Here is a 24,251-nt window from a genome sequence, read left to right as displayed (position 1 = left end):
CGCAGTGCGTCCTTAGTCGTTGGTCACGGGCGATTCGACAGTCACGCTCTCATCGACGAGGTGACAGGCAGCGGTCGACCCTCGTTCCGACGTTTCGAGAGTGGGAGCGTCCCGTTCGCACACGGTGGAGAACGCTTCGTCGAGCGTCTGTTTCGCGTGGTCGTGGTCGCCGGAGACGAGTGCCGTGAGTCCTTCCGAGAGGACTGTTTCCGCCGCCGCGTCCGAGAGCGTCTCGGGGATGTCGAACTCGCGTCGGAGTTCGCGCTCGACGGCGTCGTCGGGAACGGCCTCGGGGTCGTTTGCGACCCCCTCGGCGACGAGGAACGAACGCACGTCTTCGACGTCGAGACCACTATCGACGCGGAGTCGCAGGTCGAGGACGTGCCGCCACTCGTCTTGGTCGAGGTCGAACTCCGCGGGTGGGATGACCTCGGGACAGCGCGTGTGGAACCGACAGCCAGACGGCGGGTTCGACGGGCTCGGCACGTCGCCGGTGAGTTCTATTTGCTCGTTGCGGCGGGTCGGGTCCGGCGTCGGAATCGACGAGAGGAGTGCGCGCGTGTAGGGATGCTGCGGGTCGGTAAACAGCGTCTCCGTGTCCGCAACCTCGACGATTTCGCCGAGGTACATCACGGCCACGCGGTCGCACACCTCGCGGACCACGCCGAGGTCGTGGCTGATGAACACGATAGCGAGGTCGAACTCGTCTTGCAGGTCGCGCATCAGCGAGATAATCTCGGCCTGGATGGACACGTCCAGCGCGGAGACTGGTTCGTCGGCGACGATAATGTCCGGATTCAGGACCAGCGCCCGCGCGAGGGCGATGCGCTGTTTCTGTCCGCCGGAGAATTCGTGTGGGTATCGGTCGAAGTCCGACGCCGACAGTCCGACGCGTTCGAGGAGGTTCTCGACGATGCGACGGCGACGACTTCGGTCGCGCATCCCGTGGATTTCGAGCGGTTCGGCGACCGACTCGCCGACGCTCATCCGCGGGTCGAAACTCGACGACGGGTCTTGGAACATCATCTGCGCCCGTCGGCGGAACGACTTCAGTCGCGTGTCGTCGAACTCGGTGATGTCCTCGCCGTCGAAGACGATATCACCGTCTGTCGGGTCTTCTAATCGAAGGAGCGACGTCGCGGCCGTGGACTTGCCACAGCCGGACTCGCCGACTAGTCCGAGCGTCTCACCGGATTCGACGTCGAAGGAGATGCCGTCGACCGCTTTCACCCGGCCGACTTCCTTCTTGAGGACGCCCTCCGTAATCGGGTAGTGCTTCTTCAGTCCGCGAACCGACAACAGTGGGTCAGAACTCATCGGTCGTCACCTCCAGATTTGCTTGCGTCTCCAGGCGTTCCGCCCTCGGAACCCCCATCTGCCGCAGTCGACTCCGAGACGGCGTCGCCCCGAATGACCGAGGCGTCGTATCCCGGCCCGTAGTACACACACGCGGCTTCGTGGTCGGTCCCCACGTCGAGCAGTTCGGGATGGTCGCCCGTGCGACAGTCGGTTGTCGCGTGCGGGCATCGCGGGTGGAATCGGCAGCCTGCGGGCGGGTTCTTCGGGTCGGGGAGCGTGCCGCCGATGGGTTCCATCGACTTCCCTTGTCCCGGGAGACACCCGAGCAAGGCCTTCGTGTATGGGTGCGACGGCTGTTCGAACACGTCGTAGACGGGACCGGTCTCCATCACCTTGCCCGAGTACATGACGACGACTCGGTCTGCGATTTCGGCGACGACGCCGAGGTCGTGGGTGACAAAGACGATGCTCATTCCGAACTCGTCTTGCAGGTCGCGGAGGAGTCGGAGAATCTGCGCTTGAATCGTCACGTCGAGCGCCGTCGTCGGTTCGTCGGCGATAAGAAGGTCCGGGTCGGCGGCCAGCGCCATGGCGATGACCACGCGCTGTTTCATGCCGCCGGAGAACTCGTGTGGATAGTCGTCGATGCGGGCGGTCGCCTCCGGGATACCGACGCGGTCGAGGAGGTCGATAGCGCGGTCGCGCGCTGCCTCTTTCGACACGTCTCTATGGAGTCGAATCGCTTCGACGATTTGCGCCCCGACCGGATAGACCGGGTTGAGCGCACTCTGCGGATTCTGGAAGACGTGGGCGATTCGGCCGCCACGGATGTCTTCGAGGCGCTTTTCGGATGCCTCAGTGAGGTCTTCACCGTCGAACAGAATCTCGCCGCCAGCGATTTCTCCCGGCGGCATCGGGATGAGTTTCGTGATGGACTCACAGGCGACCGTCTTCCCCGAACCGGACTCACCGACGACACACACCGTCTCGCCGCGGGCGACGTCGAACGAGACGCCGTCGACGGCGCGGACAGTGCCTTCGTCGGTGTTGAACTGGACGTGCAGGTCGCGGACGGAGAGAAGCGGGTCGGTCATGCGTCTCCCTCCGAGCGTGGGTCAAGCGCGTCACGCAACGCGTCGCCGACGAAGTTGAACGCCAGCACGGTGAAGAACAGGAACACGCCGGGAATCGTTGCAATCCACCACGCACTGTCGAGGTCGCCGCGTCCCGAGGAGATGACCTGTCCCCACGACGGCGTCGAGGGGTCGGTCAGCCCGAGGAACGCGAACGTCGCTTCGAACAGGATGAACGACGGGATGAGAAGCGTCGCGGCCGTGATGACCGTGTTCGACACGTTCGGCATCAGGTGTCGGCGGATTATCCATCCGTCCGAGGCCCCTGCGTTTTCGGCGGCCTGAATGTACGACTCCTCGCGTCGCTGGAGCGCTTCGGAGCGAACCAGTCGGGCGATACCGCCCCATCCGAGGAAGCCGAAAATCGTGATGAGTAAGAACAGGCTCGGCTTGAACAGGTACGTCACGATGAGGAACAGGAAGAACGTCGGGAACGTCTGCTGGATGTCGACATAGCGCATTAATAGCTCATCGACGAGACCGGAGAAGTACGCCGCCGACGTGCCGACGACGGTTCCGATGCTGATGACGATGAGCATGGTGATGAGGCCGACCTGCATGCTCACGCGCATGCCGAAGACGACGAGTCTGGCGATGCCTTTCCCGTCGCTTGTCGTCCCGAGTGGGTACTTCCACGTTCCGTGGCACAGGCCCTCTGCGGCCTGTCCGACACAACTCGTGGGGACGCTGGAGTCGACGCTGAGGAACACCGGCGGTTGATACGCCGCGAGGACGTTCAACTCGGGTTTCGCGATGAGCATCGGGCCGAACGTCCCGAGGACGAACACCACGAGCAGGTAGATGGCACTGATGACTGCCGCGCGATTCTTCTTGAATCGCCGCCAGTAGTACGCCGTCAGACGTCGGTTATCGGCGAGCGGCCACGCCACGAAGAACACGCCCGCGAGGAGCGTGAGGAGGAACAGCCAGTTCGTTCCCGAGATGAGCGCATCCTCGGTGAGGAACACGTCGTAGAGGACTGCGACGGCGTAGGCCAGCGAGGAGACACCGAGTGCCAGCGTCCGCCGGGTGAAGCCGAGGCCACCAACGTCGTTCCAATCGACGTCCTCGAATCGCTCGGTTGCGGCCGTCTCGGAGCGCGTATCGGCCGCCATTATCGATCACCGTAGCTGATTCGTGGGTCCAACACGGTGTAGGCGATGTCTTGGACGAGGTTCCCGATGATTGCGATGAACACCGGAATGAGCGTCGTCGCCATGACGAGCGCCGTGTCCTGTTGGATAATCGCTTTGTAACTCAACAGCCCGAGGCCGGGAATCTGGAAGACCACCTCTGTGATGTACGCGCCGGCGAAGAGCAGGCCGAGGATGTCGGCGACCAAGATGGTCATGAGTGGCACGAGCGCCGGTCTGAAGATGTGCCTGACGAGGACGCGCCAGTCGTCTGCGCCCTTCGCTCGCGCTGTCTTCACGAAGTCGGCGTGGACGTACTCAAGCGCTTCAGCGCGGGAGTAACGCATGTTTCCGGCGATGGCTCCAGTCGAGAGGACGATGATTGGCAAGATGAGTTGTTTGGCGTTCGCAACCGTCCAGACACCTCGTCCTGTTTGGTAGTAGCTGGGTAACCACCCCAAGTCCACGGCGAACACCAGTATCAACATGATTCCGAACCAGAAGTTCGGGATGCTGATGCCGAAGAAGGCAGTGAACGTCCCGAAGTAATCGGTCAGCGTGTACTGGTGTGTCGCCGAATACAGCCCGATAGCGTACCCGGCGATGATGGAGATAAGCGTCGCTGGAAGGGCGTACATCAACGAGTAGGGGTACGCCTGGGCGATGGCGTCTAACACCGGTTGGTTCCGCGTGAACGACCACCCCCAGTTGAGCGTCGCCATGTTCACCATGTAGTTCTTGTATCGCGTCAACAGCGGTTCGTCGCGGCCGGTAATCTCGTCGAACGTCTCCTGTGCCTCGTCCACGTCGCCACCTTGGGTGGCGGCCTTGAACGCAAAGGCCGTCTGACCGTCGCCGGGGGCGACGGCGAGGAGGCCGAACGTGATACTCAAGATGAGATACGTCGCAATCACTGCCCACGCGACGCGGCGGGCGACGTACCAGTGCATGCTCATCGGGGACCCTCCAGATTCACTCGAATTTGTAGTCGCCCGACAGGTTGTCGGCGAGCATCTGTTTGGCCTTCGCAGCGCTGTAGTTCTCGCCGATGCCGGTCTTTTCGACCTTCGAGTCGTCGAACCAGTTGGAGTACTCAGGCTGGTGCGTGTGGGCGACCTTGGCGTAGCCGCGGTCGATGTTCTCGACGATGGTCTTCTTGTTCACACCCATCGAGAGTGCCTTGCGGACCTCGCGGGTGCGAAGTTGGTCCCAACCGTTTGCACGCTGGTTGTACGCGAGAATCGAACAGAACGCGTTGGGCGTCTGAATGACCTTCGTCGACGAGAGGTCTTCGAACTTCTTCGCCTTCGAGGAAGGAAGCATCAGCTGGTCGATTTCCCCGGTCTCGAACGCCGACAGTCGAGTCGACTGCTCGCCGAACACCTGGAACTTGTACTCCTCGAAGTTCGGCGTGCCGTCGTAGTCCTCGGCGTCGCGGAGGTAGTAGTTCTCGTTGCGCTTGGCGACGAACACCGACTCTCGGTCCCAGCGCTCGAAGGTGTACGGCCCGAGGTTGCCGGAGTAGGTAATCTCCTGAATCGCCGTCGATTGGTTGAGCTTGTTGCCGCCGTCGTCCATGTCGTGGTACTTCTCGACGAGGCCCTTCGGCAGACACATCGCACCCCACATAATCGGCTTCTTGATGAACGCCGGGTCGACCTCGGGAAGTTGGATTTCGAAGCTCAGTTTGCCAGTCTTTTCGACCGGGATTGGCTCTTCGCCGCGGAACCAGTCGGACTGGTTCACGTCGCCCGCCCAGTTGTCCTCGGCCTGGTGGACTTCCTTGATGTAGTAGACCCAGTCGTCGGCGGTCATCTGGCCGTAGTCGCCGCCCCACTGGAGGTTGTCGCGGAGGGTGAACTCGTAGTTCTGTTTGTCGTCGGTGTCGATGGACTTGACCCACCGGTAGACGATTTCGTTGTTGTTGTCGAACGAGTACGCTCCGTCGAGCGTGAGCGCGAGCCGGTCCGAAGACGACTCGTCGTTGATTCGAATCGGATTGAGCGTCTTGGCGTCCGTACCCGCACCGTAACTGTAACCGCCCGACATCGACCCCGAGCCGCCGGAGTCGCCGCGGAAGTACTGCTGGTAGTTGTAGCCGATGCTTTGCCCGGGCTTGATACCTTGAACGTCCTTCTGGAAGCCGTTGAGGTCGACGGAGAACTCGTAGAAGTTCACCGGCTGGTCGTGGCTGAGGACGCCGAAGACGTTCGCGAGGAGTTCCTGACGCTTTGCCTCGTCAGTCTCTTGGGACGCTTCGTCGAGCATGCCCGCGATGTCCTCGCTCGGGCGGTAGCCGTAGAAGTTGACCGTAGATTGTTTTCGTTTCTTCTCGCTCGTCCAGAAGGGTCGAATCGAGGTCGGCGTTCGGGGATAGGAGTTGAAGCCGATACCGAGCATGAGGTCCCACTGCTCTTGGCTCGTGGCCTTGTCTCGCGGCCCAGCGTTGAACGAGGAGCGCTCTTCGCCGTCTTCCGGTTTGTACGTGTTCTGGGCGTACTTCGACAGCATCGTGTTGAACGGAACACCCGTCAACTCGACGCCGATACCCATCTTCCCGTACTCCTGTTTCATGAACTGGGCGATGGTCTTGGTCGTCTCGCTGCCCGTGCTGTAGACCATGCTCAGCGAGACCTGTTCGCCATCGGGTCCGACAAGCGTGTTGCCGAGGTCCTCGGCGGGCGTCGCGGTCGAATCGCCGCCACCACCCTCGCCACTATCACTCGCAGTGGTCGTGGTGTCATCGTTCCCACCAGTACATCCTGCAAGACCAACAATTCCGCCCGCACCAAGCGTCCGAAGGAGTGAACGTCTATCTAAACTGACATTGTTACGTGATGCCATATCGTCACTGGCAGACAATAATGTAAATATCCTTCGATTATTTATGGTATGACAACGATACCCCAGAGCTGTCTTCGAAAACGAATGAACTATTTAATTGGGGCCGAAGAAGTGATAAACTCGATTCAACCGGAACAACGATGTTTCAATCGGAGATGTATCTATATTCCGTAATTACAAAGTGAGGAAAAAGTCTGCGCTTCAGTCGTCGCCGTGCTGGTCGACGATGACGACTTCGCCGTCTTCGACGGTGACGTTGATGAGCGTCTTGACGTGGTGGCCGGAGTCGTCGAGTTCGTTCGGACCGGCTTTCTTGATGATTGCCACGGTGTCGACGACGTCCGCACCGATGTGGTCGAGTGCGTCGAGGACGGCCTTCATCGTGCCACCCGTCGAGAGCACGTCGTCGAGGACGAGGACGCGGTCGCCCTCGTTGACGTCGTTGATGAACATGTCACCCTCGGAGTACCCGGTCTGCTGGTGGAGCGAGACCTCACCGTCGAGACCGTACTCGCGCTTTCGGATGACGACAAGCGGGATGTCGGTCATGAGCGACACGGCCGTGGAGATGTGAATCCCCATCGCTGCGGGCGTGACGATTTTGTCGACGTCTTCGAGGTTGGCCTTGCGGATAATCTTGATGACGATTTCACGGAGGAGTCCGGGCTTGAGCATCGGAACCCCGTCGCTGATGGGATGCACGAAGTACTCGTAATCGCCTTTTTCGATGATCGGCGCGTCGAGAAGGGACTGACGCAACTGGTCCATGACGCCCGTTCCCGGTGTTCGGCATAAAATGTGGCGGTTCGCGGTGTCACGGAGAGGCCGACCCACGATGGACGGTATCGACTCACGCACACCCCGGCGGTGAGATATGAGGTTAGAGGCACTCAAACCGCGGCGTGTCTCTCACAAGACGGCCGACGTGAGAGTTGTCACTCTCAGAAGGATAACTTGGGTTGGGACCGAAACGGTCCCAGTGGGGTTACATTCCGCCGAGCAACTGAGACGCCGTCCGAACGAGGGGTTCGACCTCCTCGTCTGGGTCTACGAACAGTAGCATTCCGCGGCCGCCACAGTACACTTGGAGGACTCCGTGGCTGTCCTCCTCGTCAAACTGGTACTCGACGCTGTTTTGCACCGGACTGAGCCCGGAGAACAGGCCGCGCTCCATGAACTCTCGCCGTGTCTCTTCGGCGAGCTCGCTCAGATGGTCGATGAGTTCGGGTTTGCTCCCGAACGACTGACGAACGGCCTCTCCCACGTGGAAGAGGTTGAACGACGTCGCGCCATAGATGGCGACCAACGAGACATCCCCTTGTGCTGTCTCGTTAATCGCATCCATTGCGACATCGCTGTCTGGTCCCGGTCCGTTCACGGATGCCATCCGCGCCGGATCGATTATCATAACTCAACCCCCGTGCCCTGACGCTGCGCGTCTCCCTGCCCGGAGCGCGCGCCTGGACCATTCATGGATTTCTGATAGTCAGTAACCAGTATAAATGTAGAGGTGGAATTTCTCTGACTGAGAATCGGCCAAATTTGCTTCAATCTGTTGAACAAACCTCTCAGCGGCCGCGTTAGAATTGTCCAATCCCACCGACTGTCCACGTATTTAGTTGGACTGTCCGCCTACGTCTCCCGAATCGATGGCCTCACCATCACGCGAGAGTTCGGTCGAAAACCCGTCTGTCGTTAGTGTGATGACCGCCTCGTCGAACGAACACTCGTATCGCTGGTAATGCGTCCCGTCTGCTTCCACCTCGGTCGTCGAGTCGACGAGTCCGCGTGTGGTCAGTTTGTCGAGCCGGCGGTAGACGGTCGGAAGAGACAGGTCAGTGGTCGATGCGAGTTCTTTCGCTGACTGTGGTTCGCGGCGGAGCGCAGTGAGAAGTGCCCTCCCTTCGGTGTCACCGAGGATGTCGAGTAGGTCGTCGCTCGACACGGGTCCGTCCATCGTGATTCATTTCTCCGAGAGTGCATATAAATTAGTTACGCCCCTAAAGTCGTCCACCTGGGGCGCTTCGAGGAGGGCACCGCACGCGAGGACAATCACAACCGCCACTGAGGACCGAAGCGAGGGGACGCCGTTGGCTGCAACACCAATACTAGATGGCAACTGACCGCTTCACCGATAGTGAAGTGGTCGTCTGGTAGGTTCGAGAGCCACTGTACCACCACCACCACAGCCGACCAGTGGTCCGTGAGGACTCGCGGCCGCGGTATACGTGACTCCTGAGCGCGCCCCCGGCTGGGTGACTCGTGGACTCCCTGTCCCGGGCCAGAATAATACCCGACGCGCGAGTCGCGCTCTAATACGTATAGTAGTGGTCTGAGAATATAAATTTCACCCTCATCTCACTTTCGTGAATTGCAGAAGGTATCTTTAGAAATCCACCTCGATGTTCCGCGAGTCGCGTTCATCACGAACTCGCTCTCGAAGTGATCGGGGGCGCTAATTGTTCGAAATTTCACAAATATAGAAGTTGCCGAGGGAGACGATCAGATAGTGGTGCGCGAATTTATCGATCACAATCTGCCGATTCGTTATCGAAGCGAGAGATTTCGACGAATTCGTCCGAGAGATTAATTTGCCGAGAGACTACTCCTGCCCGCAGAATTCGGACTATTAGGACAAACCGACATAAAGAACCATTACAATAAACGAATCCGCAAAATAACCGAGCATATTATGTTGAATCGTCCTATAGACGTGGACAAGCAACTCGGCCCGATAGTCAACGGCCGTCTTACCAACCATGCTCGAACGAACGCTGATACTCGATGGCTGCCGCGATTCGACCGCTGAACACGACGTTTCGACCCCCACGCTCGGTCGGTTTGGGGTCGAACCGCTCGACACGCTACATGCGACTCACTCCGAGCAGTCCGCGGTCTACTCGGCAGGTGGATAACAGATGGGAAAGACACTCGAACGCGACTTGGGAATCTACTCAGTACTCGCTATCAGCATCGGTGCGATGGTCGGGAGCGGCATCTTCATCCTCCCGGCGCTCGCCATCGACATCGCTGGTCCCGCAGTCATTCTCGCGTACGTCATCGCAGGCATTCTCGTCCTTCCGGCGGCGCTCTCGAAGTCCGAGATGGCGACCGCGATGCCCGAATCCGGTGGGACGTATCTCTTTATCGAGCGCGGTATGGGACCGCTCCTCGGCACCGTCGCTGGCATCGGGACGTGGTTCTCGCTGTCGTTCAAAGGTGCCCTCGCCCTCGTCGGTGGCGTTCCGTATCTCCTGTTGCTGTTCGATGTCTCTCCGAGCGTCGTCACGCCGGTCGCGCTGGCGCTCGCAGCACTCTTGGTGCTCGTCAATCTCGTCGGCGCGAAGCAGACTGGTCGCCTCCAAGTAGTCATCGTCGTACTCATGCTCGCCGCGCTCGTGTGGTTCGTCATCGGCGGCACGCCGAGCGTCCACTCGACGAACTACCAGCCGTTCTTCAGCGGTGGGGTCGGCGGATTGCTCGCCGCGACTGGGCTCGTCTTCGTCTCGTATGCGGGCGTCACGAAAATCGCAAGCGTCGCCGAAGAAGTCGAGAACCCCGGCCGCAACATCCCGCTCGGTATTCTCGGGTCGCTCGTGTTCACGACGCTTCTCTACACGCTCATCGTGGCGGTCATGGTCGGCGTCACAGACCGGGGCGCGCTCGCTGAGAGTTCGACGCCGATGGCACTTGCCGCCGAAGCGACGCTGGGGACGCCCGGAATCGTCGCCGTCGTCATCGCGGCGGTTCTCGCCTTGGTGAGTACCGCAAACGCGGGCGTGCTCTCTTCGTCTCGGTATCCGTTCGCCATGAGTCGGGACAACCTCGTCCCGCCGTCGTTAGCGACGATTAGCGACCGATTCGGAACGCCCAGCACGTCCATCACGCTCACCGGCGTCGTGTTGCTCCTGCTCATTGCGTTCGTCCCGCTTTTGGAAATCGCCAAACTCGCCAGCGCGTTTCAACTGCTCGTGTTCGTGCTCATCAACGTCGCGGTCATCGCGTTCCGCGAAGGCCACGTCGAGTACGAACCGTCGTTCGACTCGCCGCTTTACCCGTGGATGCAACTGTTCGGTGCGGTCAGTGGTCTCGTGTTGTTGACGCAGATGGGTACGGTGCCGCTCGTCGGCGCAGTCGTCCTCGTGGCTGCCGGTATTACGTGGTACTACGTGTACGCACACGAGCGAGTCGACCGCGAAGGCGCGGCTATCGACGCAGTCCGACAGGAAGTTGCACAGAACGCCGTCGACCGAACCCAAGAGACAATCGGCTCGGTGGCCGACGAATACCGCGTCCTCGTCGCGATTTCGAACGATATCTCGAAAGACAGAGAGCGCTCGTTAGTTCGTGTCGCCGCCGACCTCGCTCGCGGACACGATGGTCGCGTTATCGTCAGCCGATTCGACGAGGTCCCGGACCAAGTGCCGTTAGCGCACGCCTCGGAGATACAGTCGCCCGCCGACGTTCAGTTCGAGCGTCAGACCACCGAACTCGGTGCCGACTTCGACGTCACGGTCGACTGCGGCACCATCGTCAGCCACGACACCAAACACGCGGTGGTCAACTACGCCGACCACTCCGGTGCCGATATCGTGCTCATGGAACAACCCGACCGCTCGGCCAGCGTTCGAGAGCGACTCCTCGGAAACGACATCGACTGGATTCTCCGACACGCCACCTGCGAGGTGGCCCTGCTGGACGACCGCGGTCTCGACGACATCGAGACGGTCGAACTGCTGACGAGCGAAGGGCCGTACGACCCGACGAAAGTCGCCGTCGCGGACGCACTCGCGAGCCAGGCCGGTGCGGTGATTCACCTGAGCCACGAGTCTGACGCTGGCGCGTCTGCGGCACAGGCGACGAGCCTCCGAGAGTACAAGTCGCAGATTGCTGAGCTCTGTTCCGTGCCGGTCAAAACAGGGGACTTGGTCTCCGATGGTGGCGATACTCCCGCAAAAACGGGCGACATTCTCGTCGTGAGTGTCGAAGACGAAGCCGCGGCCAGAGCCGACCGCGGGAAGCACACCATCGACCGCTGGGAAGGTTCAGTTCTCGCCGTTCACGGCCGCGACTCGATGCGACGCAGTCGAATCGCCCGCGCACTCGACCGGTGGGTCTTCTGACCATGAGACGGCGTTACCCGCTCTCGGACGCGTTTTCGACTGCAGGAGCGCCTCTGAGGGAACAAAACACCTATTTTAAGCACGTCCATTCGTTGGTGCATGGCGACCATCTCGGTAGACGATCTCGACAAATACATCCTCTATGCGCTTCAGAAGGACGCTCGACACACCTCCGGAAGCGACATCGCAGAGGCGTTCGGCGTCTCGGCGAGTACGGTTCGAAACCGAGTCGGAAAGCTCGAATCGAAGGGCGTTATCCGGGGCAGTCATCTCGATATCGACTACGAGGTGCTGGGCTACCAACTCCACACGATTATCTTCTGTACCGCGCCGATTCCCGAGCGAGAGCAACTCGCAAAGGCGGCACTGGAAGTCGACGGCGTCATCTCGGTTCGAGAGATCATGACCGGCGAGAAGAACGTCCACATAACCGCACTCGGCCGAAACAGCGACGACTTGAGTCGAATCGGTCGCGAACTCAGCGCGCTGGGCTTCGAAATCGCCGAGGAGGAACTCATCCGCAACGAGTACACCTCCCCGTACAGTCCCTTCGGCAAGGGGTCGACCGACGAAGACGACGACTGACTGCCAAATCGCTCGACTGGACGGCGTTCGAGAACCGAACTAATCCACAGACAGTGTGTCGAATCGCCAATACTCGCCATCCGATAGCGGAAAGCGTTTTGCCTGCCTTTTGTAAGTGGGAAATAGTGCTTATGAGTCAGTATCTGAATCCGCGGCGAACTGTCTCGAACGGCGCCGGAGGTGGGTGATGTCAGAGACGAGCGCACGTATTCTCGTCCCTGTCGGAGAGTCCTCGACGTTCAGGAACACGGCCGCGTACGCAACTCGTGAAGCTCGGCGTGTCGCCAGCGAAACGGGTGAAGAAGCGACCGTTCATTTCGTCTATCCGGTCCGCTGGCAGTTGGTCGACGAAGTCGAACGGTCGGCGTCCGAAGAGGTCGCCGACGTACTCGACCGAGCGCGTGTCTGGGCGGCCGAGGACTTAGACTACGACGACGACGGTGAAATCGACGACGACGGTGTACCGGTCTCGATAGAGACGGCTGTCGTCGGCGAAGACCGATATCTGTTTTCGCCGAGTGACTTCGCGGACGTACTTCTCGAATACGCACGCGACCGCGACCTTGGCCGTATCATCGTGGACCCGGAGTACCAGCCTGGCGGGAGCGCACCGATGCTCCAACCGCTGGAACTCGAACTCTCTCGGTCTGACCGTATCGTCGAGGAAGCCCCTGTCGACCGCGTCGTCGAGCGCGGACGGTTTCCGAGCCGTTCGAACCTGTCGAAAGCGCTCGTGATGTTCGGCGCATCGTTCGGTTTCTACCTGCTCTTGGCCGGTGTGCTCGACACGTTCAACCTCGTTACCGGCGCAGTCTCGGCGGGTATCGTCACCACCGTCTTCTCTCGTATCACGTTCAGAGAGACGCCGAAAGCGGGCCGCCTGCTCAGGCGGACCGGCCGGTTCATCCTGTACGTTCCGTACCTGCTGTGGGAGATTCTGAAAGCGAACATCGAGGTTGCGTACATTATCCTCCACCCGAGCTTGCCTATCGACCCGAAGATACAGCGATATCGGGCGGCTATCTGGGACGACCTCTCGGTGACGACGCTGGCGAACAGCATCACGCTGACGCCGGGCACGCTCACTGTCGATGTCGACCGAGACAGTCTCGTCATTCACTCGCTTACTGGCTCGGCTCGTGACGGACTGGCCGGTGGAACGCTCGAACGCGCCGTGCGGTTCATCTTCTACGGTCGCGCAGCGGCGCGCATCCCGAGCCCGCGAGAGCGCGGGACGGTCGAAGACGAATCGGTTCCACAAACACCGGAGGAACCCTAACAATGGTACTCGAAGGTTTTTCGACGTTCCAAACGGTTCTGCTCGGCGGGGCGGCCGCGTTCGCGACGTTCGCCATCGTGCTGCTCTACCGTGTGGTCCGCGGTCCCACCATGGAAGACCGCGTTATCGCCATCAACGCCATCGGGACGAACACTGTCGTCGTGTTGGCGCTTGCTGCGGCGGCGTTCGGCCAACCGGGGTACCTCGACGTTGCGCTCGTCTACGCGCTGTTGAACTTCCTCGCAAGCATCGCAATCTCGAAGTTCATCGTCGAGCGCGGAGGTGTGCTCTGAGATGACGCCGCTCGAATACCTCATCTCGGGGCTCGTCCTCGCGGGGGTGTTTTTCGGCTTCGTCGCGGTCGTCGGTATCATCCGACTGCCCGACCTCTACACCCGCGCTCACGCCACCTCGAAGAGTGACACCCTCGGAACGGTTCTGTCGCTCGGGGGAGTCATGCTCCTCTTCGGGGCGGACGTTGCCGCCGTCAAGACGGCGCTCCTGCTCTTGTTCATGTTTATCACTAACCCGACGGCCGCTCACGCCATCACCCGGGCGGCCTACGAACAGGGTATCGAACCGTGGACTGCAGACGACGGAGGAGGTGACTGACGTGCAGCTCACGTTGTTCGCGCTCTTGCTCGCGTTCGTCATATTCGCTGCGCTCGCGGCCGCGTTCCTCCGCGACATCCTCAGCGCGATTATCGCGTTCGCCGGATTCAGCTTCGGTATCGCGTTGGTGTACGTCCTTCTGCGCGCACCCGACGTGGCGCTCACCGAAGCGGCCGTCGGCGCGGGCGTCACGACCGTCCTGTTCCTCTTGACCATCGTTCGGACGGTTCGTCCCGGTGGCGACCGCCTCTTCGAGCGAATTAAGTGGGGTCCAGCGGCGGTAGCGACGGCCCTCGTCGGCGTGTTGCTGACGACGGTGCGCTCGCTGCCGCGCATCGGAGACCCGAACTCGGCGGTCGCAACCTCTGAGGTGACGCGCTACTACCTCGAAAACGCGTACCCGCAGACTGACGTCGAAAACGTCGTGACGGCGGTGTTGGCCGCCTACCGTGGGTTCGACACCCTCGGTGAGGCAGCGGTCGTGCTGGCCGCCGGAATCGCGGTCCTCGTCGTCCTTCGCAAGGAGGTGTACGTATGAGTTCACTCGATTTCAGCCCCCGTGCATACGTCGAAAGTACGATTATCATGACGACAGTTCGCGTCGTCAGCCCGTTCGTCTTCACGTTCGGGCTCTTCGTCATGTTCCACGGCGCAGAGTCCGCGGGCGGTGGCTTCCAAGGTGGAGCCATCGTCGCGTCGAGTATCATCATGCTCGCGTTCGCCTTCGGTATCGAACCGACGCGAGAGTGGCTCGACGACGACTTCGTTCGCGTCGTCATCGGCGGGGGAGCATCGACGTTCGCACTCATCGGTTTGGGTGCGCTCGCCTTCGGTGGACCGTTCCTCAACTACTCCGCCTACGGAATCAGCCACGGTGTCAAATACGGCATCGAACTCGTCGAACTCGGCATCGGGGCGATTGTCGCAGGCGTCATCGTCTCGCTGTTTATGAACCTCGCTGCGGGGTTCTCCGACGAGGAGACGGACGGTGATGAAGCATGATTGACCTGCTTACGACCCACTACAACTACATCGCGAGCATTCTCTTGGTCGGCATCGGGCTCTACGTCGTCATGGGGAGTCCCAACCTCGTTCGGAAGGTCATCGGTATGAACATCTTCCAAGTTGGTATCTTCCTCTTTTTCGTGACCACCGGCTACGTCGACGGCGGCGTTCCGCCCATCGTCGGCCACTCCGAGGGTCCAATCGTGAGCCCGCTCCCGCACGTGCTCATTCTCACGGCGATTGTCGTCGGGGTGAGCCTGACCGCCGTCGCGCTCGCGCTTATCGTTCGTATCTACAACGGCTATGGCTCTCTCGACGAAGACGTCATCAAGGAGGTACAGGTAGATGACTGACGCACTCGTCTTGCTCATCGTACTCCCGATTGTGGCGGCGATACTGCCGGTGTTCCTCGGCATTCTCTCCGACCGCGCCGGGTGGTACGTCGCACTCGCTATGTCGCTCGCCCACCTCGGGTTGTCGACAGTCGTCGCCAACGCAGTGGTTACGAGCGGGCGGCTCTCGTATGCGGTCGGCGGTTTCCAACCACCGTTCGGTATCGAACTCGTCGCCGACGGCATCTCGGCACCGCTGTTAGTGCTCATCTCGCTTTCGACGCTGGGCGTCGTGGTGTACGCGCGACGCGCCGGACCGCACTCGAACGCGTTCTACAGCGAACTGGCGCTTCTCACCGCGGGTATCTCCGGCGTCGTTGCGACTGCCGACGTGTTCAACCTGTACGTCTTCTTGGAGATTACGGGGCTGGCAACCTACGCGCTCGTCGCGAGCGGTCGGTCGCCCCGGGCCGCGGTTGCGAGCCTGAAGTACCTGTTTGTCGGTACTATCGGTGCCTCGCTGTACCTGCTCGGGACCGGCTATCTCTACATCGCCACCGGGACGTTGAACATGGCTTCCCTCTCGGAAGCACTCGCCGGGGTGGGGTACACGCCAGCCGTGCTGACCGGGTTCGGCCTGATGGCGACCGGGCTGTTAGTCAAGGTCGCCGTCTTCCCACTGCACACGTGGCAACCCGGTGCGTACGCCGAATCGCCGGATACGGTGAGCGCGTACATCTCCGCGCTCGTCTCGACCGCTGCGGCGTACGGGCTGTTCCGCGTTACCTACACGGTCTTCACCCGTGACTTCCTCGAGACGGTTCCCATCGCGGCGGACGCCTTCGTCCTCCTCGGAAGCGTGAGCATCGTCGCCGGGTCGGTACTCGCAGTCATGCAGTCCGACCTCAAACGGATGCTCGCGTACTCGTCTGTCTCGCAGTTCGGTCTCGTCGTCACCGCAATCGGAATCGGGAACGAGACGGCGCTTATCGGCGCGGTGGTCCACCTCATCGGCCACGCCGTGATGAAAGGCGGCCTGTTTCTGGCGCTCGGCGTCTTCGCCGCGTCGGTCGGCGCTCGAACGATGGACGAGTTCAAGGGACTTGCCGCTCGCGAACCGGTGACGAGCGCGGCGTTCGCCGTGCTCGCGTTCTCGATGGTCGGCATCCCGCCCGCAATCGGCTTCATCGGCAAGTGGAACATCGTCGTCGGTGCGGTCGAAGCCGGGTCGTGGTCGGTCGCGCTCGTCGTCGTCGTCAGCACGCTCCTGACGCTCGCGTACTTCGGGCGCGTCATCGAGCGGATGTACTTCACCCATCCCGACGAGGCCGACGTGGCCGACGCCAGCGTTTCGGCCGACGGCGGCCAGCCAGCGAGCGACGTCTCGCTCGGCATGCGAACCGTCGTCGTCGTCGCCGCGGTCACCGCGGTCCTGCTCGGCATCGCCGGTTCTGACCTCATCAGCATCATCCAGCCTGCACTGGAGGTGTACTTCGTATGACTGAACTCGACTCACTGAGACCGCTCGCGGCCGTGTTAGCCCCCGCGGTCGGTGTTCTCCTCATCGTCGCACTGAACCGTCGCCCGAACCTCCGCGAGGGCGCGACCATCGCCTCGTCCGTTTCGACGCTTGCCATCGTCGCCAGTATGGTGCCGGCCGTCCTCGACGGGTCGACCTACGTGACCGAGCTCGGGGCGTTCGTACCCGGCATCTCGTTCACGCTCACCGCCGACCCGCTCGGGATGATTTTCGGCCTCTTGGCCAGTCTCCTCTGGGTCGTCACGAGCTTCTACAGTATCGGCTACATGCGCGGCCTCGACGAGCACTCGCAGACGCGGTACTTCGCCGCGTTCGCGGGGAGCGTCAGCGCCGCAATCGGTGTCGCGTTCGCGTCGAACCTCATCGTCCTGTACGTGTTCTACGAACTGCTGACGGTGGCGACGTACCCACTCGTCACTCACGACGAGACTGACGAAGCGCGCAAGGCCGGTCGAAAGTATCTGGCGTACACCTTCGGTGGCGGCGTCGCCGCACTCGCGGGCACTGCGCTCGTGTTCTTGACGACCGGATCTGTCGAGTTCACGCCCGGCGGCATCGCCGCGCTCGCGAGCGCAGACCCAGTTCTCGCTCGCGCTGCGTTCGGCCTCCTCATCGCCGGGTTCGGTGTGAAGGCGGCCCTCATGCCGGTTCACTCGTGGCTTCCTGACGCGATGGTCGCCCCGACGCCCGTTTCGGGCCTCCTGCACGCTGTGGCCGTCGTCAAAAGCGGTGTCTTCGGTATCGCGCGCGTCATTCTCGACGTGTACGGTCCGGGTACCGTGGAGTCACTCGGTGTCGGCCTGCCACTCGCCGCCGTCGCCGCGTTCACCATCCTCGTCTCGAGTATCATCGCGCTCAGACAGGACAACCTCAAACGGCGACTCGCGTACTCGACGGTGAGTCAGTTGTCGTACATCGTGCTCGGTCTCGCGTTGCTCTCGCCCGCAGCGCTCGTCGGCGGATTGCTCCACATCCCCGCCCACGCGTTCATGAAGCTCACGCTGTTCTTCTGTGCGGGCGCGATTCACGTCGAGACTCACACCGACGATATCAGCGACATGGCCGGTATCGGGAAGCGGATGCCACTGACCATGATTGCGTTTACTATCGCAAGCCTCGGCATGGCGGGCCTGCCGCTCGTCGCCGGGTTCGTCAGCAAGTGGTACCTCCTCATCGGGAGTCTCGATGCCGGACAGACGGTGTTTGCTCTCGTCTTACTCACTTCCGGCCTGTTGAACATCGGCTACTTCTGGCCGATTATCTACCAGGCGTTCTTCCAGACGCCCGAGGACTCCGATGCGAAACCGCTCATCGAGTTCCCAATCGGCGGCACGCCCACCCGTGCTGACGGCGGACGGAAGAACGCGACGCTCACCTCTGAAACCGAAGCGAACGGAGAAACCTATGCAGTCGACCAACACCCCAGCGACCACCTCACTGAGGACGCACACGACCACGACGACGAGCACCACGGCGGCCCGCCAGCAGCGGGGTGGGAGCACCGCGCGCTCGGCACCGAGAGTACGTGGTTCATCATGGCACCGATTGCGACGGCCGCGACCGGCGCGCTCGTCCTCGGTATCGTTCCCTACACGGCGGTGTTCCTCGCGCTCGTCCAACAGGTCGTCGCTGGCGCGACGGGGGTGGTGTTCTGATGGCGAGTAGCCTCACGCTCTTGCCACCCGCGTTCGTCGTCCTCGCGGTGGCGATTATCATGCCGTTCGTCTCGCGGCGAGTCGGTCATGGACTCGGTATCCTCGCGACCGGGGCGGTCGCCGTTTGGTCGCTTCANTTGATGGCGAGTAGCCTCACGCTCTTGCCACCCGCGTTCGTCGTCCTCGCGGTGGCGATTATCATGCCGTTCGTCTCGCGGCGAGTCGGTCATGGACTCGGTATCCTCGCGACCGGGGCGGTCGCCGTTTGGTCGCTTCTCGCACCGGCCGGTGTCCACCTCCCGGTGTCGTTCCTCGGCTTCGAGGCCGTCCTGTTCAACGTCGACGACTTCTCGCGGCTGATGGGCATCATCTTCGGCATCATCGGCGTCGCGGCAGTACTGTACTCGTACTCGTCGGACGCGCGAAACCTCCAGACCGCGTACGCCCTCGGCTACGTCGGGACGAGTCTCGGAACCGTCTTCGCCGGTGACTGGCTGACCATGGTGTTCTTCTGGGAACTCATGGCCGTCACCAGCACCCTCTTAGTGTGGGATTACGGCGGCGACGCCGTCCGTGCGGGCTACCGCTACGCTATCGCCCACGGTCTCGGTGGCAGTCTCCTCATGGGCGCTATCGTCTGGCACTACGTCGAGGTGGAGTCGTTCCTCTTCTCGGCGACGAACGGCATCGCGCCGGGAATCCCCGCGGCGCTCGCCGCGGTCGGTATCGGCGTCAACGTCGGTTACGTCGGACTGCACACGTGGCTTCCTGACACGTACCCCCGGCCGCACTTCGCCGCCTCGGTCTTCCTGTCGGTGTTCACGACGAAGACCGGTGTCTACGGTCTCGCTCGCGCCTTCCCCGAGGGCAACCTCGCAATCGCCTACATGGGGACGGCGATGGCACTGCTCGGGGTCATCTACGCGCTGCTCCAAGACGACATGCGACGGCTCCTGTCGTATCACATCCAGTCGCAGGTCGGCTACATGGTCGCGGGTGTCGGTATCGGAACCGCGCTCGCAACCGCTGGCGCGTTCGCCCACGTCTACAACCACATCCTCTACAAGGCGCTGTTGTTCATGACGGCGGGCGTCGTCCTCTCGCGAACCAACGAGGAGAACCTGAAGTACCTCGGGAATCTCCGCGGTGCGCTTCCGATTACCGCGCTCGCCTTTACCATCGCCGCGTTCTCCATCAGCGGCTTCCCCGGCTTCAACGGCTTCGTCAGTAAGGGGATGATTACCGCCGCGGCGCACAAAGAGCACCTCGACGGTATCTTCTACATCCTCCTCGCCGCGGGTGTCGGGACGTTCATGTCCTTCATCAAGTTCGGCTACTACGCGTTCTTCCGTGACGCAAACCGCGAGTGGTCGCTCGACCGCGCGCACACCGGACAGGCGGTTGCGATGCTCGGTGTCGCCGCGCTCTGTGTGGTCTTCGGACTGTATCCCGACGCGCTGTTCAGCATCCTCCCCGGCAGCACCGCCAAGGCGCATCCCTTCACGCTGAGCCACCTCGGCGAAGGGTTCGCGCTCGCCGCGCTGGGCGTCATCGGCTTCGTCGCGCTCAAAAAGCCGCTGTCGAAGGTCGGCGACGTGCCGGACGTCGACGCCGTGTTGAACCCGGCAGTGTTCTACGGCACGCGGGTGCTCGTCCGCGGGACGACCGACCTGTTCGCCGCCGTCGACCGCGCCGTCTCGTCTGGGTCGTACGCGGTTGCGACCGCCATTGCCGACCCCTACCCGACGGCCCGCCGGGTTGCGGGCGCGCTCGGTGACGCGGATGCAAAGGATATCACCACCGGAAGCCTCCGAGCCACTATCGCGACGAGCATCGTCCTCGTCGTGGTGATTCTCGGTGGCTACCTCGTCGGCCTCCTCGGCTGACGAGGCGACGATTCCGCTCTGACGCTGACGACTTTTTAGGAGAGTTCGCGTTCGAGTTCCGATGCGACGCGAGCGCCGAGTTCAGTTTTCGAGCCAGCGAACTCGCCGATATTGTCGTCGCGGACGACAAGCGCACGCGTCTCGTCCGACCCCATCACCGAGGCGTCGTTGGCGACGACGAACGCGAGACCGGCGCGGTCCATAATTCTCCGCGCCTGTTCGACCATCGCGTCGTCGTCGCCGGACGTCTCGGCTTTGAACCCGACGATAGGGAGGTCGGGGTGTGACTCTCGAACCGTGTCGATGAGCTTCGGCGCTGGCTGGAGGTCGAGCGTGATGGCGTCGCCGGAACGAATCTTCTGGTCGGCGGCCTCGACGGTGAAATCCGAGATGGCGGCCGCAGAGATGAGGGCGTCGGCACCGGCGTCGACCGCCGCTTGGACGGCGTCGAGCATCTCTGCCGCAGATTCGATAGCGAGCACGTCGGCGTAGTGAACGTCGTCGCCGTCGTGGACGAGCGTCACGTCAGCACCGCGAATCGCCAACGCGCGGGCGACGGAACGGCCTGTTCGCCCGGACGCGCGATTCGAGAGCGTTCGGATTGGGTCGACCGATTCAGTGGTCGACCCGGAGGTGACGACGACTGACTTCCCGGCGAGCGTCTGTTCGGTCGTCGCCTTCGCGACGCCCGTGACGATGGCCTCCTCGGTCGCAATTTTGGCCTTCCCCTCTTCGAGCCGCGGGTCGACGAACTCGACGCCCCACGACTCGACACGCTCGATAGACTCCAAGACGCCCGGGTGGTCGTACATGGGTTCGTGCATCGCGGGCGCGACGACGACTGGCACATCCGCGCCGAGCGCAGTGGTCGCACAGGTCGTGATGGGCGTGTCGTCGATAGCGGCGGCCATCTTTCCGACGGTGTTGGCCGTCGCGGGCGCGACGAGGAACACGTCCGCCCAGCCCTCGCGACCGCAGAGTTCGACGTGTTCGACGCGGCCGGTAATCTCGGTGACGACGTCGTGTTCGGTGGCGAACTCGACGGCCCACGGGTGGATGATACTCGTCGCGGCGTTCGACATCACTGCACGAACGGACGCCCCCTGTCGGCGGAGTTCGTGCGCCAACTCGACGACTTTCACGGCCGCGATACTCCCGGACACCCCGAGCGCGACGTTGACACCTTCCAGCATTCACTCGTCTCTGCGCCCGCTATCGATTAAAAAGATTCGCGTCTGTGGCCCGGTCGGAGGCTGCTGTTATTCGTCGAGCCGGCCGAGTTCGTCTTCGACGAGGCTCGGATGGGTCCGCTGTGGCTCGGGGTGGTCGTCGGCGAAGAACTCCTGCATGACTTCGCGCGACTCGCGTTCGCGACGGTCGCGCTCTTCGGCATCGATTTCTTCGCACGCAGGAGGCACCTCGCGCCCACGGCCCGTGAAGTAGCCCTCGGGGGTGACCCAGTCGTTGTAGAACGCCGTGCCGGAGTCGTGGACGAGCGTAATCGCGGTCTCCGCGGCGTCGCCAGCGGCAACGACTGTCTGGTGGTAGATTTCGGTGATTCGCCCCGCCGCATACAGCCCGGAGACGGCGGTTCGGCCGAGGTCGTCGACATCGACGTACGTCTTCGACCCGGCGCTTCGGAGTTCGACGCCAGTATCTTCGAGATACGACGCGTCGGCCCACGAGGCAGCGATGACTCGCGTTGCAGCAATCGTTTCTTCGCCATCCTCGGTCTCGACGGTCGCCTCGAAAAACGGGTCGGCTTCGGTTCCGAGCACGTCGAGGTCGACGACGAGACCGGTCAGGAAATCAGCACCAGAGCGGTCGGCCTGTTCGGTCAGGAGGTCGGTGAAGAGTCGGCTGTTGACACCCGCCGGGAAGCCGGGGACGTTTTCGAGGTGCGCGTTGCGTCGAACGATAGACTCTCCAGCGTTCACGACGAGCGTGTCGAGGCCTGCGCGGGCGAGGAACGTCGCCGCGGTGAGGCCTGCGACGCCACCGCCAACCACGAGGACGTCTCGCGGATTCGTCTCAGACATGCGCGGCGGTACTCCCCCCAAAAATAAAGGTTCGCCGTTAATCGCTTTGGCCCGGTCGCTCCGACCGAAGCGGTGCAGCCGAATCGTTCAGCCACCGGTTTTCGACGGCATCGACGCTGACGAGACCGGCCGATTCGAAGTGTGTCCCCGTCTGGAGGCGGAGTCGCCACCGGGAGTCAGACAACGCTTCTCCGTCGTAGAATCGGACCGACTGACTGGGCGTCCGTCGGAGGAGGTCGACAGCGATTGGGAGGGTGGGGAGTCGGCCAGTCCGCTCCGCGAGCGCGTAGTCTCCGAAGGTGAGTTCCCACGAATTGGGCTGGGTCGTGTCGCCGCTGTCAGACTCGTTCTCGTCGGCGGCGGACGCTGCCGCCTGTGAATCCGGCGTCTCTGACTCGTGAGTCACTGAGCGAAACGAGTAGCCTTCGATGAACGACGCCGATTCGAGGTTCTGGAGCGTGGCTTCCACCGGGTTCGACATCGGCGCGGAAGCGAACCGCTCGGCGGCCGTCTCGACCACGTTCGTCTGTTCGGGAACGGACAGTCGAACGTCCATCTCGCTCATCAGACTCCACAGCATGGTGAGACAGAAGTCGTCTTCGTCGGAGACGACTTCGGCGAGCGTGAGGTACGTCTCCATCGCCGCGGATTCGACACTCCGCGCGCCAGTCTCGGAGAGCGCTTCGAAGACCGAGCCGGTGACGTCGTGACAAAACGAAATGTACCGCGTCCGTTCGTCGACCGAGTCGGTTACGAGCGACGCATCTGGTCCGTCCGATACCTCGTTGACCAACGGGTCGTAGTAGGGGACAGCAGGGTCGTAGCGGCGGAGTGCGTCTCGGTACTTTTTGGCGAGGTCGGCCGCTTCGCTCGCCGCATCACGGTCCGGAAACCGGAGTCCGGATACGACCGACGGTTCAGTACCAAGCTTCCCACACACCACCATGTAGTCGCCGTCGGGCCGGGACAGAGACCGAACCTCCGCCCGGATATCCCGCAGCGTCCCCCCGACCATCTCATTGTTAGGTATCGAAAGGCCCCGATTATAGGTTCCGATGTTCGTGACGGTCGGGACACAGTGACCCGAGACAGGCGCTCCCACAACGCTTAGTTGGTCTCGGGCAAACTCAGTGTCGTGGACGAGATAGCCGTCAGTACCGTCGTCTACTTGCCCCCCGAGGAAGTCTACGAGTTTCTCGTAGATTTCCCGCGGTACGCAAACTACTCCAAGCACCTGACCGACGTGCGGCAGTTCGGCGACGGAACACCCGGAACACGCTACCACCTCCAGTTCGCGTGGTGGAAACTCACCTACACCGCCGAGTCACGGGTGACAGACGTCGACCCGCCGAACCGCATCGACTGGACGGTGACGAAAGACATCCACGCGACGGGGCACTGGCGTATCGAGGAACTCGACGACGTCCCGGACGACGCCCCGAGTGACGCGGAGACGGCCTCCAGAGTCTTCTTCGAAGTCGAATACGACACCCAAACGGTCTCGGCTGGCGATATCGACCTCCCGAGATTCGTCTCTCTCGGCTGGGTCGTCGACAAGGTTCGACCCGTCCTCCAGAAGGAAGCCGAACGAATCGTCGAGCGCATCGTCGCCGATTTAGAGGGGCGACCCCGACGTGTCGAACTGACGGTTCATCGCTAAGCAGGCGACCGAACGGTAGTTGGTTGCCCGAGTCAACGTTCTCGACGACACAGCCTAGCGTGGGTGCGTCTTCCGCGGTGACCACCGAAGGGAAATGCACATACCCACCGCCGATACAAAGATGGG

General features: G+C 62.0%; 24 protein-coding genes. 13 read left to right on the top strand and 11 right to left on the bottom strand.

Annotation, left to right across the window (positions count from 1 at the left end; genetic code table 11):
- Positions 1-12: 12 nt before the first annotated feature.
- The 8 genes from C453_RS07545 to C453_RS07510 form a co-directional block, all read right to left on the bottom strand.
- Complete coding sequence (locus tag C453_RS07545) at positions 13-1,317, bottom strand: ABC transporter ATP-binding protein (protein WP_008323672.1); 1,305 nt, start codon at positions 1,315-1,317, stop codon at positions 13-15.
- The gene (locus C453_RS07540; RefSeq protein ID WP_008323671.1) at positions 1,314-2,393 is read right to left on the bottom strand and encodes an ABC transporter ATP-binding protein; all 1,080 of its coding nucleotides are present in this window, start codon (positions 2,391-2,393) and stop codon (positions 1,314-1,316) included. The genes C453_RS07545 and C453_RS07540 overlap by 4 nt, the downstream gene beginning before the upstream one ends.
- A complete protein-coding gene (locus C453_RS07535; RefSeq protein ID WP_008323670.1) occupies positions 2,390-3,547 on the bottom strand; it encodes an ABC transporter permease in 1,158 nt (385 codons plus the stop codon). Before C453_RS07535 ends, C453_RS07540 begins: the two co-directional genes overlap by 4 nt.
- Entirely contained in the window at positions 3,547-4,521 is a 975-nt protein-coding gene (locus tag C453_RS07530) for an ABC transporter permease (protein ID WP_008323669.1), read from the bottom strand. The genes C453_RS07535 and C453_RS07530 overlap by 1 nt, the downstream gene beginning before the upstream one ends.
- A 16-nt stretch (positions 4,522-4,537) precedes the next feature.
- Positions 4,538-6,409, bottom strand: a complete 1,872-nt coding sequence (locus tag C453_RS07525; RefSeq protein WP_008323668.1) for an ABC transporter substrate-binding protein — start codon at positions 6,407-6,409, stop codon at positions 4,538-4,540.
- Positions 6,410-6,610: 201 nt separating this feature from the next.
- Positions 6,611-7,177 (bottom strand): hypoxanthine/guanine phosphoribosyltransferase, encoded by a 567-nt coding sequence (gene hpt, locus C453_RS07520; RefSeq protein ID WP_007539242.1) that lies wholly within the window; start codon positions 7,175-7,177, stop codon positions 6,611-6,613.
- Positions 7,178-7,394: 217 nt separating this feature from the next.
- Positions 7,395-7,796: a hypothetical protein gene (locus tag C453_RS07515; protein ID WP_049907572.1), complete on the bottom strand. Its 402-nt coding sequence runs from the start codon at positions 7,794-7,796 to the stop codon at positions 7,395-7,397.
- A gap of 228 nt (positions 7,797-8,024) precedes the next feature.
- A complete protein-coding gene (locus tag C453_RS07510) occupies positions 8,025-8,366 on the bottom strand; it encodes an ArsR/SmtB family transcription factor (protein WP_008323665.1) in 342 nt (113 codons plus the stop codon).
- Between the two features lie 802 nt (positions 8,367-9,168).
- On the opposite strand from C453_RS07510, the gene C453_RS20165 reads away from it, so the two are divergent.
- The 12 genes from C453_RS20165 to C453_RS07455 all read left to right on the top strand — a co-directional run bounded on the left by C453_RS20165 (position 9,169) and on the right by C453_RS07455 (position 20,426).
- A complete protein-coding gene (locus tag C453_RS20165; RefSeq protein WP_160163390.1) occupies positions 9,169-9,324 on the top strand; it encodes a hypothetical protein in 156 nt (51 codons plus the stop codon).
- Positions 9,325-9,327: 3 nt separating this feature from the next.
- Positions 9,328-11,532, top strand: a complete 2,205-nt coding sequence (locus tag C453_RS07505) for an amino acid permease (protein ID WP_008323664.1) — start codon at positions 9,328-9,330, stop codon at positions 11,530-11,532.
- Positions 11,533-11,631: 99 nt separating this feature from the next.
- Complete coding sequence (locus C453_RS07500; protein WP_008323663.1) at positions 11,632-12,117, top strand: Lrp/AsnC family transcriptional regulator; 486 nt, start codon at positions 11,632-11,634, stop codon at positions 12,115-12,117.
- Positions 12,118-12,304: 187 nt separating this feature from the next.
- Complete coding sequence (locus C453_RS07495; RefSeq protein WP_008323662.1) at positions 12,305-13,396, top strand: monovalent cation/H+ antiporter subunit E; 1,092 nt, start codon at positions 12,305-12,307, stop codon at positions 13,394-13,396.
- Positions 13,397-13,398: 2 nt separating this feature from the next.
- Positions 13,399-13,689 (top strand): cation:proton antiporter, encoded by a 291-nt coding sequence (locus C453_RS07490; protein WP_008323660.1) that lies wholly within the window; start codon positions 13,399-13,401, stop codon positions 13,687-13,689.
- A gap of 1 nt (position 13,690) precedes the next feature.
- On the top strand, positions 13,691-14,008 hold the full coding sequence (gene mnhG, locus C453_RS07485; RefSeq protein WP_008323659.1) for a monovalent cation/H(+) antiporter subunit G: 318 nt from the start codon (positions 13,691-13,693) through the stop codon (positions 14,006-14,008).
- On the top strand, positions 14,001-14,546 hold the full coding sequence (locus C453_RS07480) for a DUF4040 domain-containing protein (RefSeq protein WP_008323657.1): 546 nt from the start codon (positions 14,001-14,003) through the stop codon (positions 14,544-14,546). The genes mnhG and C453_RS07480 overlap by 8 nt, the downstream gene beginning before the upstream one ends.
- A complete protein-coding gene (locus C453_RS07475) occupies positions 14,543-15,010 on the top strand; it encodes an MnhB domain-containing protein (RefSeq protein WP_008323656.1) in 468 nt (155 codons plus the stop codon). Before C453_RS07480 ends, C453_RS07475 begins: the two co-directional genes overlap by 4 nt.
- Positions 15,007-15,366, top strand: coding sequence for a cation:proton antiporter subunit C (locus C453_RS07470; protein WP_008323655.1), 360 nt, complete (start codon positions 15,007-15,009; stop codon positions 15,364-15,366). Before C453_RS07475 ends, C453_RS07470 begins: the two co-directional genes overlap by 4 nt.
- Entirely contained in the window at positions 15,359-16,846 is a 1,488-nt protein-coding gene (locus C453_RS07465) for a monovalent cation/H+ antiporter subunit D family protein (protein ID WP_008323653.1), read from the top strand. Before C453_RS07470 ends, C453_RS07465 begins: the two co-directional genes overlap by 8 nt.
- Complete coding sequence (locus tag C453_RS07460; RefSeq protein WP_008323652.1) at positions 16,843-18,540, top strand: cation:proton antiporter; 1,698 nt, start codon at positions 16,843-16,845, stop codon at positions 18,538-18,540. Before C453_RS07465 ends, C453_RS07460 begins: the two co-directional genes overlap by 4 nt.
- Before the next feature lie 140 nt (positions 18,541-18,680).
- Positions 18,681-20,426 carry a Na(+)/H(+) antiporter subunit D gene (locus C453_RS07455; RefSeq protein ID WP_049907603.1) on the top strand — a complete coding sequence of 582 codons (1,746 nt, stop codon included), beginning with the start codon at positions 18,681-18,683 and terminating at the stop codon, positions 20,424-20,426.
- Between the two features lie 35 nt (positions 20,427-20,461).
- Here C453_RS07455 and coaBC read toward each other — a convergent pair whose 3' ends face one another.
- The 3 genes from coaBC to C453_RS07440 form a co-directional block, all read right to left on the bottom strand.
- Positions 20,462-21,619, bottom strand: coding sequence for a bifunctional phosphopantothenoylcysteine decarboxylase/phosphopantothenate--cysteine ligase CoaBC (coaBC, locus tag C453_RS07450; protein WP_008323650.1), 1,158 nt, complete (start codon positions 21,617-21,619; stop codon positions 20,462-20,464).
- A gap of 66 nt (positions 21,620-21,685) precedes the next feature.
- On the bottom strand, positions 21,686-22,465 hold the full coding sequence (locus tag C453_RS07445; RefSeq protein WP_008323649.1) for an FAD-dependent oxidoreductase: 780 nt from the start codon (positions 22,463-22,465) through the stop codon (positions 21,686-21,688).
- Positions 22,466-22,502: 37 nt separating this feature from the next.
- Positions 22,503-23,480, bottom strand: a complete 978-nt coding sequence (locus tag C453_RS07440; RefSeq protein ID WP_008323648.1) for a DUF7551 domain-containing protein — start codon at positions 23,478-23,480, stop codon at positions 22,503-22,505.
- A gap of 120 nt (positions 23,481-23,600) precedes the next feature.
- Between C453_RS07440 and C453_RS07435 the strand changes: the two genes are divergently transcribed.
- Positions 23,601-24,125: a type II toxin-antitoxin system RatA family toxin gene (locus C453_RS07435; protein WP_049907602.1), complete on the top strand. Its 525-nt coding sequence runs from the start codon at positions 23,601-23,603 to the stop codon at positions 24,123-24,125.
- Positions 24,126-24,251 lie beyond the last annotated feature (126 nt).

The sequence above is a fragment of the Haloferax elongans ATCC BAA-1513 genome (genome assembly GCF_000336755.1).
Lineage (GTDB): Archaea > Halobacteriota > Halobacteria > Halobacteriales > Haloferacaceae > Haloferax > Haloferax elongans.
This window is presented reverse-complemented; position numbering and strand designations above follow the sequence as displayed.

Bases quoted from the DNA above. Each gene is read 5' to 3' on its own strand.
- C453_RS07545 (WP_008323672.1), bottom strand. From the start codon at position 1,317: ATGAGTTCTGACCCACTGTTGTCGGTTCGCGGACTGAAGAAGCACTAC.
- C453_RS07540 (WP_008323671.1), bottom strand. From the start codon at position 2,393: ATGACCGACCCGCTTCTCTCCGTCCGCGACCTGCACGTCCAGTTCAAC.
- C453_RS07535 (WP_008323670.1), bottom strand. From the start codon at position 3,547: ATGGCGGCCGATACGCGCTCCGAGACGGCCGCAACCGAGCGATTCGAG.
- C453_RS07530 (WP_008323669.1), bottom strand. From the start codon at position 4,521: ATGAGCATGCACTGGTACGTCGCCCGCCGCGTCGCGTGGGCAGTGATT.
- C453_RS07525 (WP_008323668.1), bottom strand. From the start codon at position 6,409: ATGGCATCACGTAACAATGTCAGTTTAGATAGACGTTCACTCCTTCGG.
- hpt (WP_007539242.1), bottom strand. From the start codon at position 7,177: ATGGACCAGTTGCGTCAGTCCCTTCTCGACGCGCCGATCATCGAAAAA.
- C453_RS07515 (WP_049907572.1), bottom strand. From the start codon at position 7,796: ATGGCATCCGTGAACGGACCGGGACCAGACAGCGATGTCGCAATGGAT.
- C453_RS07510 (WP_008323665.1), bottom strand. From the start codon at position 8,366: ATGGACGGACCCGTGTCGAGCGACGACCTACTCGACATCCTCGGTGAC.
- C453_RS20165 (WP_160163390.1), top strand. From the start codon at position 9,169: ATGCTCGAACGAACGCTGATACTCGATGGCTGCCGCGATTCGACCGCT.
- C453_RS07505 (WP_008323664.1), top strand. From the start codon at position 9,328: ATGGGAAAGACACTCGAACGCGACTTGGGAATCTACTCAGTACTCGCT.
- C453_RS07500 (WP_008323663.1), top strand. From the start codon at position 11,632: ATGGCGACCATCTCGGTAGACGATCTCGACAAATACATCCTCTATGCG.
- C453_RS07495 (WP_008323662.1), top strand. From the start codon at position 12,305: ATGTCAGAGACGAGCGCACGTATTCTCGTCCCTGTCGGAGAGTCCTCG.
- C453_RS07490 (WP_008323660.1), top strand. From the start codon at position 13,399: ATGGTACTCGAAGGTTTTTCGACGTTCCAAACGGTTCTGCTCGGCGGG.
- mnhG (WP_008323659.1), top strand. From the start codon at position 13,691: ATGACGCCGCTCGAATACCTCATCTCGGGGCTCGTCCTCGCGGGGGTG.
- C453_RS07475 (WP_008323656.1), top strand. From the start codon at position 14,543: ATGAGTTCACTCGATTTCAGCCCCCGTGCATACGTCGAAAGTACGATT.
- C453_RS07470 (WP_008323655.1), top strand. From the start codon at position 15,007: ATGATTGACCTGCTTACGACCCACTACAACTACATCGCGAGCATTCTC.
- C453_RS07465 (WP_008323653.1), top strand. From the start codon at position 15,359: ATGACTGACGCACTCGTCTTGCTCATCGTACTCCCGATTGTGGCGGCG.
- C453_RS07460 (WP_008323652.1), top strand. From the start codon at position 16,843: ATGACTGAACTCGACTCACTGAGACCGCTCGCGGCCGTGTTAGCCCCC.
- C453_RS07455 (WP_049907603.1), top strand. From the start codon at position 18,681: ATGGCGAGTAGCCTCACGCTCTTGCCACCCGCGTTCGTCGTCCTCGCG.
- coaBC (WP_008323650.1), bottom strand. From the start codon at position 21,619: ATGCTGGAAGGTGTCAACGTCGCGCTCGGGGTGTCCGGGAGTATCGCG.
- C453_RS07445 (WP_008323649.1), bottom strand. From the start codon at position 22,465: ATGTCTGAGACGAATCCGCGAGACGTCCTCGTGGTTGGCGGTGGCGTC.
- C453_RS07440 (WP_008323648.1), bottom strand. From the start codon at position 23,480: ATGGTCGGGGGGACGCTGCGGGATATCCGGGCGGAGGTTCGGTCTCTG.